This window comes from Bremerella sp. TYQ1 (assembly GCF_020150455.1).
GTDB lineage: Bacteria > Planctomycetota > Planctomycetia > Pirellulales > Pirellulaceae > Bremerella > Bremerella volcania_A.
Window position 1 is genome coordinate 604,859 of the sequence record NZ_CP083740.1, and the last position, 11,710, is coordinate 616,568.

7 protein-coding genes are annotated in these 11,710 nt (G+C 49.4%); 1 reads left to right on the top strand and 6 read right to left on the bottom strand.

Annotated features, from left to right (window positions below; translation table 11 throughout):
* Positions 1-283: 283 nt before the first annotated feature.
* A complete protein-coding gene (locus tag LA756_RS02265; RefSeq protein ID WP_224438262.1) occupies positions 284-3,256 on the top strand; it encodes a TrlF family AAA-like ATPase in 2,973 nt (990 codons plus the stop codon).
* 313 nt (positions 3,257-3,569) lie between these two features.
* On the opposite strand, the gene LA756_RS02270 is transcribed toward LA756_RS02265, so the two are convergent.
* The 6 genes from LA756_RS02270 to LA756_RS02295 all read right to left on the bottom strand — a co-directional run bounded on the left by LA756_RS02270 (position 3,570) and on the right by LA756_RS02295 (position 11,461).
* On the bottom strand, positions 3,570-3,950 hold the full coding sequence (locus LA756_RS02270) for a hypothetical protein (RefSeq protein ID WP_224438263.1): 381 nt from the start codon (positions 3,948-3,950) through the stop codon (positions 3,570-3,572).
* Positions 3,947-4,399, bottom strand: a complete 453-nt coding sequence (locus tag LA756_RS02275; RefSeq protein WP_224438264.1) for a hypothetical protein — start codon at positions 4,397-4,399, stop codon at positions 3,947-3,949. Before LA756_RS02275 ends, LA756_RS02270 begins: the two co-directional genes overlap by 4 nt.
* Before the next feature lie 312 nt (positions 4,400-4,711).
* On the bottom strand, positions 4,712-5,863 hold the full coding sequence (locus LA756_RS02280) for a DUF3322 domain-containing protein (RefSeq protein ID WP_224438265.1): 1,152 nt from the start codon (positions 5,861-5,863) through the stop codon (positions 4,712-4,714).
* A complete protein-coding gene (locus tag LA756_RS02285; protein WP_224438266.1) occupies positions 5,860-9,219 on the bottom strand; it encodes an ATP-binding protein in 3,360 nt (1,119 codons plus the stop codon). The genes LA756_RS02280 and LA756_RS02285 overlap by 4 nt, the downstream gene beginning before the upstream one ends.
* Positions 9,216-9,974: a DUF4194 domain-containing protein gene (locus LA756_RS02290; protein WP_224438267.1), complete on the bottom strand. Its 759-nt coding sequence runs from the start codon at positions 9,972-9,974 to the stop codon at positions 9,216-9,218. The genes LA756_RS02285 and LA756_RS02290 overlap by 4 nt, the downstream gene beginning before the upstream one ends.
* On the bottom strand, positions 9,971-11,461 hold the full coding sequence (locus tag LA756_RS02295) for a DUF3375 domain-containing protein (protein ID WP_224438268.1): 1,491 nt from the start codon (positions 11,459-11,461) through the stop codon (positions 9,971-9,973). The genes LA756_RS02290 and LA756_RS02295 overlap by 4 nt, the downstream gene beginning before the upstream one ends.
* Between the last annotated feature and the right edge of the window lie 249 nt (positions 11,462-11,710).

An 11,710-nucleotide genomic window follows, 5' to 3' on the forward strand; every position in this document is an offset into this window, starting at 1 on the left:
AATTCGGTCGAGATTTGCCGGGAGCATTATCTCGCATGGGATCGGAGATATTCGGAGCAGTTCTAGGCAGCGTATTAGTTGGCCACACTTAAGAGAAGGCTGCCCTTTGGCATTACGATGCGATAAGCATTTTCTCGCTAGGCGCAACGGTCAGTTGAGTTCAATTCCGTTATGAAATAGTCTATCTCCAATGCTGTTCGGATGTACTTCGAACAGTGCAATGCAAACGCCGATAGTAATTTCGTTTGTTGCACGAGACTCGTACCTTTTGAATGGCAGCAACATGAGCGTAATTAATATAGAGTCTTTTCAAAGCGGTTCGCATTGGCGTCGTTGGAATCCACATTTACATGCACCCGGCACACTACTAAACGATCAATTTGCTGGCGACTGGGAGGGATATCTGAATGCCATTGAAAAGGCTATGCCAGCAGTCGAGGTTTTAGGAGTAACCGATTATCTTTGTATCGATACATACAAAGCCGTTTGGAACTACAAAAATGCTGGAAGACTTAAAAATGTCCAGTTCATGTTTCCAAATGTCGAATTTCGATTGACCATCGAAACTGACAAGCGAAAGGGAATTAACCTCCATCTGCTCTTTAGTCCCGATGACCCCAGCCACATCGAACGTATCGAAGGGGCATTACTAAGTCTTGCATTCGAGTACCAAGGCAGCCCGTATCGCTGTACTCCTTCGGACTTTGAGCGGCTTGGTCGCGCTCATAATGGCCTTCTGACAGATAATATGGCCGCACGTCGCGAGGGTGCCAATCAATTCAAGGTCACTCTTGAAGACCTGAGAAAGCTCTTTAGGGGTGATAAGTGGGTGTTAGATAACTGCGTAATTGGTGTCGCAGCAAGCAGCAATGATGGCACTGCTGGCCTCCAGGCAGATGCATCGTTTTCGGCTTTGCGACAAGAGATTGAGGGTTTTGCAAATGTGATATTCTCGTCGAATGCAAAGACCCGTGAGTTTTGGCTTGGGAAGAGCACCGCCGCAGATGTTCTAAAGTTGACGTCGGTTTATGGTGGCGTTAAGCCATGCTTGCACGGATGCGATGCTCACTCGGTCGCAAAGACTTGCAAGCCAGATGACAATAGATATTGCTGGATCAAAGGAGATCCATCATTTGAGACTCTTAGACAAGCACTATTGGAGCCTGAAGCTAGAGTTTGGATTGGGGAACATGCTCCTACACGCCATGATGCAAGTCAGTGTATCGAACGCCTATCCACGAAGAAAACACCGTGGATAAAGAATGATTCGATTCCGTTTAATAATGGCCTCGTGGCAATAATTGGTTCCCGTGGATCAGGAAAGACTGCACTAGCGGACATTCTTGCCATAGGATCGAATGTCACCTCCCCACTCGATTTGCCGACATCTTTTATTCATCGTGCATCCAATCCGGTCAATTACCTAAACGAAGCGGAGATTCATACCTTCTGGGGCGACGGGACAAGTGTTCCGCGATGGATGAATCTACGCCTGAGAGATGCTGGTGAAGAATCAGTGCGATATTTGTCTCAGCAATTCGTCGAGCAACTTTGTTCTGCTGAGGGATTGGCAATAGAACTTAGAAAGGAAATTGAACGCGTCGTATTTGATGCAACTGAGCCAGCAGATCGGTGCGATGCGGGCTCCTTTGAAGAGCTTGCGGAAGTCTACTTGAAGCCAGTTCGCAGGAATCGGGAAGTTGCCCAAGAATCCATCGAAAACACGTCCGGCCAAGTCAACGCCGAGGAGTTACTTCATGCCAGAATTCCCACTATCGAAAGAGAGCAAAAAGAGAGATTGGCGAGAATTGCGAAATTCAAAGGCGAAATGGCTACCTTGATCCCCACTGACAAAGAAGAGCATGCAAAGACGCTTGCAAGACTTGAAGCAGCCCTATTAAAGATGAACCTTGAGGTAGAGAAACTGAATCGCTCAAAGCTTCGAGTACAAGACCTCTATCGAGAAGTGGACAACACCAGAAAGAAAATCGCTCCGCAAGAACTGAATACTCTAATGATTTCCTTCTCGGAGACCGGTCTATCAGCCGAGGATTGGATTGGCTTTGAAATGGTGTTCAAGGGCGATGTCGATTCGATTCTGAATGAGAGAGCGGCCACTATCGGGAAGCATATCCAATCTATTCTAAACGGAGATGGGACGGCACCCGACCTTTCCACTGTACCGTATGAAAAATGGCCAATGAATATCCTGAGAACGGCACGCGACAAGGCCAAGGAGCAAGTCGGGTTGGATGCACGAAAACAACAACGCTACAACCAACTTCAACAGCAGGTAGCTGCCGATGAGAAGCAGCAGGAGAAATCTGTACTCGAACTAGCAGATGCCAAAGGTGCCGAAGCTCGACGAGTGAATCTTGTGGAACGACGACGGGAGTTATACGTCGAAGTATTTCAATCGTTTCTCGATGAGAAACAGATTCTAGAAGACTTGTATGCGCCACTTCAGTTAACGCTTAAGGACGCGACAGGGTCTCTGAAAAGGCTACGGCTCTCCGTCTCTCGCGACATAGATGTTAGCAAATGGATAAACGCTGGTGAGCAGCTTCTCGATCTTCGCAAAGAGTCAGAACTTCGCGGTCATGGGGCATTGCAGAAACATGTCGAGAAGTTGTTGTTGCCCGCATGGCAAGCCGGAACGGCAGAAGATGTCGGTGCGGCCATGCAAGAATTCATCAGAACGACTTACCCTGAAGTGCTTAAGGCGATGCCCACAACAATTACCCCAAGCAAGCGACCAGCATGGATTCAGCAGGTTGCAACTTGGTTTTACAGCACTGAACATATCGAAATGCAATACAGCATTACATATGACGGAGTTGCCATTGAACAGCTTTCACCGGGTACTCGCGGAATCGTCTTGCTGCTTTTGTACCTTGTAATTGATGCACAAGATCGACGCCCTCTTATAATCGATCAGCCTGAAGAGAATCTTGATCCCAAGTCCGTCTTTGAGGAATTGGTCCCTCATTTCAGAGAAGCAAGGAAGAGACGACAGGTCATTATTGTTACCCACAATGCGAATCTAGTTGTTAATACTGATGCCGATCAAGTAATCGTCGCTGCATCAGAGACAAATGTCGATGGCGGATTGCCCAATGTTACCTACCGATGCGGGGCGATCGAAAATCCCAGCATCAGGAAAGCCGTATGCGAGATTCTAGAAGGAGGAGAACAGGCATTTCTTGATCGCGAACGCAGATATAGATTACAGCGGAAAATCGAGGTTGAAGAATGAACCCACTTTATCCGTCGACTAGTACTTCATCTTGTCGAGCGGAAATAAGAAAAGCCTACGTTTCAATTTATAGAACGCAGACTGGTTGATCGCACCGCTGTTGCCCGAAAGGTGCCGGATCTGCTCGGATCACCACGACCCACATCTATGACAAACTTAGGCGTTCTGCCACCGAGAGTGCCAGCCACGACATGCTGGTGTAACGGCTGCTGAACTATTCTCTGATATAGGAATCGTCCGATTAAGTAACTCACCAAATCACAAGTCCAAGCTCTCGACATTCCATGCGACAACAGCACGCAAGGGGGCAGCGTCAGTCACCAAGTTTTCGAGTGATTCTATGAAATTCCACGGGGGTGGTCGGTTCAAAGCTCATTGCATATCCATAACAAACGCTCGTCCATTGATCATTATCATAGAACGCTAATACGATCGATTTGACGGTTTGGTAGTGAATTTTTAGTGCATCTTTCAATTCGTGTTCAAACTCGTTCCATTTGACGGATTCACCCTCTTCAAGTTTGTTGTCATATTTTTCAAAAATGTCGTGGGCAAGATCGATCTCTCCTTCATCCCAGTCAAGTGACAATATGAGCGATTCTACCGGGTGCTTTCGAGTATCGATGGTTTCCCCAATAGTGCGGACTTGAAACTTTAGCTTTTCAAGCTCCCTGGTGATCTCTTCATTGTTCATGCCTTACCCTCCAATTGGTAAATAATTGCGTTCAACTCTGACACCGCATCTTGCATCTTTGCCTGAAGCTCGTGAACGTCTTCGGCAGCGGGGTCCCCAGCATTCCACGAAACTTCGTAAGAGTTTAGTTTGGTTTGTCCACCTGTCAGAAGTGATCGGAGACTTGCATCAGGTCCACCTGCATCGATGGTTCCAAGTGCATGATCAAAATGTTCGCGAATCTTCTGAATAAGCTCCTGGGGGCGCACACCACGAGCCTTGTTCTTATTGGAAGTAGGAAGACGCCTAATCTCATCTTGGGCTCGCTTCAGCCGTTCAATTACTGTTGTGAGACCGAACTTTCGGATGTCTGACTTGAGCTGGTTTCGATAGGTCCTAGCTTGAGTTGCTTGCCAAATCGTGACGGCAGTTCCAGCCAAAGTCACAACGGTGCCAACTACAGTCACCATGCTGTCTAGTTCCAAGAATTTTCCCCTCTTCTCGCCGTTTTGCAATGGCATTCAACGCGAGACCGAAGTCCGTGCAAGCCTGCAACCAACCTAAAAACGGTCCTTAGCTTTGCGAAATGTATCGAAACGTGTTCCATCTGACAACAACCGGCGGCGATCTCCGGCCTTCTCCATCGGAATCGAGCCGAGCGGATCAGCAACGCCAATCACACCGCCAGCCAGCCTATTACGATCCCCGCTGAAACCGGTTCAACCAGTTCCCACTCGATTATCGAGGGCGATGACGCAACAGTTTGCTGTGTAATCGAGTTTTCAACTCGTGCGAGTCAGCCAGTCCGTAATTCGCTGTTTTACTTTGTTTAATGGCAGAAACTCCTGCTCGAGTCTTCCTTGCCTTTCGCCAAGCAAACGAACGTATAGCTCCTGCTCTACGTCCGAAAGACCGTCAGGAACTCTGGTGCCAGCCACGACGGGTTCGCACACTGCTGATTGTTTAAACTCATCAAAGTCTTGCATCGTCATCAGGAGGGGTTCTAGATGTGGAATCGCTGTCCGTGCCTTCGCCAAGAACTGTAGTCCCCAACTATCGATGTCACCCCAATAGGCAACCTTTTTGGTGACCAGCCACCGCCCCTCTGTCCAGCTCAAGTCGAATCCAGCGCCCAATACTGCAATAGTATCCTTTGCTTCAGGAAGGTGATGTTGACAAGATTCATTTTCAATGACGAGCAGGCAACTTCCGGGAAGACCAACTTCCTTCAACTCAGAAGCACGCACACGCATCTTTCTGAACGGAAGAAGCGAGCCGTCCAGATCCACGACTAACAACCAACGATCACCTTCTCGAAATGCTCCGAGGAAGCTCTCTAATCCAATACGGCTAACCTCACCGTCAAATCGGACATCCAGCAACGCGGTGACTAGCCTAGAATTGCGTTCGAAGAATTTGGTGTCAATACCTGCCAGTGAGATCGTTCGCAACGGCTGGCCTTGAGCGCAGCCTGGTGAGATCGCCATCGCGAGGCTCGATGCTTGTAAGACTTCGTCAAGCGGTTTACCCAACCAGAGCGATCTTCTACGGACAAAAAGCGAATGGAATTCAGTAGCAGTTTGCTTAACGAGAGTCGCCATCGATTGGAACTCTTGACGCACCGAGTATTCGCCAGCCGCTTCGATCCACTCACTCGGTTTTGAGAACTGCCATGTGACTGGGATATCGACTGGTGTCGACGCTGCGCGATACTGAGTCGGCTCCCACACGACCTGACCAATTCGTACTTGCCGCCACGCTTCGATGTGCTGTTTAACGTCATCAAGAGCACCACTGAGTTTTCGTGGCGAAGGTCGTCCAATAGAGAAACGCAATGGCCATGCAGACGCTCCGCCCAGAAGCCGCGACTCCCGTAAGGTTGGGTTCTCCCATTGTCGCCGTGCTACAACCCTCAGTTCCCCTGGAGATTTCATTGTGTTCGTGCCAGCTGCTCAAGTTTCTCCCACGAGATGGAGGTCAGGCTTGCATCTTTATTTGGACGCTGCACGCAAATAACCTTCCGCGTATGCTGCTTTAACAAACCAATTTCTTTGTTCGGAGTTACGAAGATTGGATGCAGGCTGAAAATACGGAGCGCCTCGATAATGCGACTGGCTGCTGACGGTGAACTCTTGGAAAACGCTTCATCCAGAATCACAGTGCCGTAAAGCGGGCGCGACGCGCCCGCCGGACACAACGCATAGCTCAGTGACGCTGTGAGAATATGACTTGCCATGAGCTCCTTCTCGCCTCCACTTCCGCTTTGTGAACCAGTTCGCGGCGGTGAACGATCTCCGCTTTTGCGGTCGACCTCAACAACGAAAAATTGCAGGCGGAATCGCGGATCAAGCAGCGCCTTAGATCCTTGGAGTCGGCGATTCTCTCCCGCTTCTCGAAGGATTGCTACCATGCCCTGTAGCGCTCGAAAATGACTCTCTCCATTGTCGTCCTTTAGTGCTGCACTCCGCACCTTCTGCATGGCGATATTAAGAGCCCGCAGTCGCTCGTCCTTGATCCTCTGCGGCTGTAGTTGAAGATAACGCCCCTCGCGAAAGTCGACCTTTACCAACGTATGATTCAGCTCGCTTATTCGCTGTTCAATTGCATCTACCTCTTCATCGATGCTCGCCAGAAGTTGCGTTACTCCTTGGTCCGAGGAACGATTCAAGTACTCCAAGAATCGCGCGCGCTTTTCAGGCAAAGCTTCCTCATTCAAGACCCTAAGGCGTTCAAGGTATTGCGGGACGTCATCGACTTCCGTGCCGACATCCGCTAAGCTACCGCTATCGATATGCTTTGCTATCCCCATACGACGCACGAGCTGCTTCTCAATTTCTTTTTCTCGGTCGACATGCTTTAGCAGCTTTTCTTCGACAATCTTTGCCCACTTACGTTCTTCGTCGTATAAGTCCTCAACCAAAACATTAGGGGACAGTCTTATCTTTCGTTCCGCTAGTTCTAGGTCGACCTCCTCAGCAGCTGAACCAATCCGAGCTCGAGCCTTCACCTGTTCCCGCTTTGCATGTTCGTATTGCGATTCATCCCGATTGATCCTCAGCCTGAGTTCATTAATTGACTTTTGAATCGAAGCAAGTTGCTTGTTCTCTTTGTCGAACTCTACTTTTGCCAAGATAACGTCGGAATCTGGTGCCCTTAGTAGTGCCAGTCGATCAACGCTTTTCGCTAAGGCAGCCGCTGCGCTGGGCAAATCTACAGAAGTGAAGTCAAGTTGAAGGAGCACATCGATCATTCTCAAAAGCTCATCTGCAGCTTTGAGTTTTTGCTTCTTCCCTTCATAATCCTGCTTGGCTGACGCCACTTCCAATGCGGCAGATTGAAGTTGGCCTGCGAGGGACACAAGCTGATCTTTATTGTCGAAGCCTGTCATCCAGTCTTGGCTCAAGCTACGTTGATCCTGTTTCTCGAATTTCCCACGGCGACCAGACATCATACCCTCCTTGGTCAGGCCATGTTCGACATTCTGCAAATCCTTCGCCGAACTGACGCAGTGCAAGTCACGTTCAGAGAGAAGCTGTCTTGCCGCTTCCGAAAGAGGATGAGTTTTAAAATTGAGTTTCCGAACAAAGCCATCTTCAAAGATATTGAGACGACCACTGCGAGCGGGAGCATCGGCATCCAAAAGCCGTACGTGCAACCTATTGTCGCGGTGATTCACCCACTCCAATGCCTGTCTCATATGTGATCGAGGAACAAGGATGCGCAATCTCTCTGAACCGATTGCTCGCTCGATAGCACCGCGCCAAATGGTTTCAGTAGAGCTAACTTCAACAAGTTCGGCGAGGTAAGGCAATTCATTATCAGCTAGTGACAGTTGGTTTGATAGCTCCGTTCTAAATTCCTGGTACTTAGGTGGAATGTTGGAGCCAGGCCTTTGTCTCACTTTGACCAGAGTTTGTTCAATTTCTCTTGCGATGGATTCTTTTTGGCGCAAAAACGAATCTGCCTTTAATACGAGATCATAGAGTTCCTCTTTCGCAACTGACTCGCATTCAAAACGCTCTTTAAGGGCTTGTTGATTTGAATTAAATGTCTCAAGAGTCAAGTCGTCTGCGAGTTGAAGTCGTCCAATCAGCTGGCGATACTGGTCAGCACTTTGTCGGCGTGTATCGCGAACTTGCGTTTGAATGGCAATCGTGTTTTCTAACTCACCGATAACATTCCCACCTAGCAACAAATACTTCTCGCGAAGAGTATCAACAAAAAGGCCGTGTTCTACTTCTGTCTTGCAGAGTTTTTCAAGCTCGTTCTTGGATGACTGAAGAAGTGTCCCGAGTTGATCGACTTTTTCACCCCATTGGCGGTCAGCATAGCATGCGAACCAAACTGGAAGGGTGCGTTTGAGAAGTCGACAATCGTTGGTTTTGGTGAGGGCTTGTTTTAGACTGTTGTATTCGTTGAATACCGGCACGAGTGACTCTTGTTGTTGTTTTGCTAATTCCAGCTCCGCGTGGATTGCTGCAAGGTTGTCAAACTCGGCAGCAACCTCGATAGCGCGATCAAAAGCAGATTTGTCATCGAGAACCAACTCTCGAAAAATCTCATCAATGCTATTGAGCTGTTTCAATCCAGCCGCACGGTTGAGAAGCGTGAATGCGTTCTCGCCAACATCGAAGAATTTTCGGGCGCGTTCCAAGTAGGATCGCTTGCTCTCAAAGAATCGTAGACCAGCCGTCTCGCGGCCTATTTTTAGAAGATGGCGGACTCCGTCGTCGTTAAGCATACGAAGCCACTTCTCAAAGGTGTGATCTTGCGCGAGAGAGAACACCCACCTTCGCTTCAGATCCTCAGCAGAGTTGCCACTGCCTTCCGTCCAAAACAGCGCCGCCAACCGAAGTACTTGTTCGCCACTGATGTACGTCGCGCAAATACCGCTCATCGTTTTTCCAGGACGCGCGACTTCTTGCCTCCCCTCAGCTCCGTCGCCGCCAAGCACACCACGCACATACTCGATTAACGTCCGGTCACTCTCATGCCCTCCAGTGGATGCTAGGTTGTAGCGTGGCGATGCAACCAATAGCGTCATGAGAGCGTCGACGAGAGTCGTTTTTCCGCTGCCGGTTGGACCAATGATGGCAGTTCCGGCAGGGTCAAATTGCGCCCTATGAATACCCCGAAACGGTCCCCAATTGTAGACTTCCAGCTGACTCAACAGGTATGAAGACTCTGGTCCCGTATTAGTTACATGGTCAAAATCGCTTTCGTCCGCGAAGAGATTCTGTTGTTCGTTGCGAGACGTTGCAGGTTGAGAATTAGGACGCTCTAGCATCATGCACTCTCCACACTGCCATCGGGTATATCAGCGTCACTCGTTGGCTGCTTTTTATCTTTCAAAATACTGAGCAATTGTTTCAGCGATTCCGGGCTTGCCAAGTGAGCGATGAGCGGCCGGATCGTGACTTCATGTTTCTTGTCAACCTCCGAAACGATCCCGTGAGCCTTGAGTTGATCGAGCAACTGGAGGAGCCGATTCTCGTCCCTGGAGTCACTTCCCGACTCGCCGAAATAGGCCAAGAAGTTCGGGAGCAATTCATCGACCGCAATCTTTGCTGGCGACTGCCCGACACCAGACTCCTGTTCGTGCATCACAAATGCTTGCCGCAAGACGGCTACCAGCAAGGACTGCTCCAGAGTAAGTCGCTGTTTTCTTACGAGTGGATGACTCCAGCTGTCTTCATCAGATTCGACCTCAGACGGCCTAGTCAAGGACGATTTGGGGGCAATTACCAAGAAAGCTACGCCGCGATGGGAGTCAATCCGCACTGTAAGATCGAGTGGCTCCAATGCTTTGCTCATTGACTGTTGATGGATAATAATGCGGCGAAATAGTTCTTGCCGATTCGTCTCTTCAACATATCCATGCTTGAGTAACTCCTGCACGACCGCCTTAATATCAGGAGATGTTTGTCCAACATCCTCAACACTGGCTGAATGTTGCGCAGGCGTATCGTCGGTGACAAGTGCGTGTTCGACAGTTGGATCACCTGGGCCCTCTTCCGATGCCATTTGGTCAAAAATGTTCGTCACTCGAGACTCTCCACCTTTAGATTCTTCACTGCCTCGTAATTGACCTTCACAGTAGGAACCTGGAACCGAGTCCCTTCATTTTTGTCGTCAACTAAATCGATGGTTTCCGTCGCATCTTCGGGTGGTATCCCGGCTTGCCTTGCCATCGCAAGCCAAAACGCCAGAGTTTCGAGATCATGTGTAGGTGGAAGGGACAGGGCTAAATCACCAATCGTTGGTGAATTTGGGAGCTGCTGTAGATACTCAAGTGTTTGGCGGAATAGCTCCGTTCGATTTAACGCATGATATGCCTTCCAAAACTCGTCATCCATCGCGTTTGGATCAGCTTCGTTAACTTCTAAGTCCAGCGTATCTGTAGAGTCGTCGCCGACTTGTTTCGGAAGAAGACGTTCAATCACTGGTAAGTTTGCGATTGATATAGCAAGTGGTGGTAGCGGACTAGCCGATCGTCGCATTTTTTGCGATTGCCAATCTAGCTCCAACGCTACCTGGAATATTTCCTGCAAGAGCGCCCCCACACGCATCTGCTCGTCCGCGAGGCCAGACTTGAGAAAACCGCGCACGTCCCTTTCGCTTCGAGCTCGCGCCTGAATAACGCGTTCGGATTCCTGTACCAGTCGTGAAACCAATTGGCGAAGTTCAGCTTTCTGTTTCCTGCCAAGTGCACGGTCCGTGTTGTCATTTTCAAGGATTGCCCGCAGTCGAGATTTCATCTCTTGAAGCTCGGATGATTTGACCAGTTGGGCGTAAAAACTCTCGAAAACTTGCCCTTCTACGGTTTGGACCAACTGCGCATGCCCATCAAGTAGTTCATCGACAATCTCGCCGCGGTTTTGCTTCTCGCTAATGATTCTTTGGCGGAGAATTCGATCTGCATCACGATAGGAATCTTCAACTCGTCGAAAATCAGCTGGTAGGCTGATTGCTAGTTGATACACTTCTCGGATTCCTTCCTCCGCCTTCGATCCATCAAGGACTTCAAAATTTCCAGCTTGAACAGCTTTCAATTCTTGATTCAACAATTCAATCCGAACTTGAAGAGACTTCTCCCTATCGCTTTGGCTCCTGCTCAGTTGGGACTCGAGAATTTCGATCGCACGCTGGACTGTGGCCAACCGCGAAGCCGTTGATGTCATCGTGTGATCCTCGAGTGATTCAAGAAACATTAAGGATCGCTGAAAGGCATCGGTCGCCAGAATCTTGCCACCGCGTTCTACAATCAGGCCACGTTTCAACCACTGCCTTAGCTCTCTTCTGGCCTCTAATGGGTGGTCGCTGTCGAGATCAAACTCGGAGTCGTTTGAATATTCTGCAAAGGCGGCAGCCAATCGTTCCACTGCCTCATCGAAATCTACACCGGCTGGATTCGACTCGATTAGATTCTTGAGGCTGGCGAGAATAAGTGGACCTTTTGGCGAAGCAAGGAGCAGCCATGCAGAATGGTTTCGCCGGAGCGATACATACTTCTGGACGATCTCTCTGGACATATGTCTCCGCTGCCCCAGCTATGCAAATTGGGTCAAAAAATTGCATCTTTCGGTTGCTTCGCGAACGGTCCTCAAAAAACGGTCACTAGCCACCAAGTCGGTAGATTGTAGCATCCCCGACATGGGGTGTCTCCTCTCTCCTCCACAAGAGGGAAATTCGCAGCCGGAACGAGATAAGCTTTTGACACCCAGTCACACTGCGGCGCGGTATGGTTTTAGACGCCACCAAGCCCGGAGTGGCAGACCAAA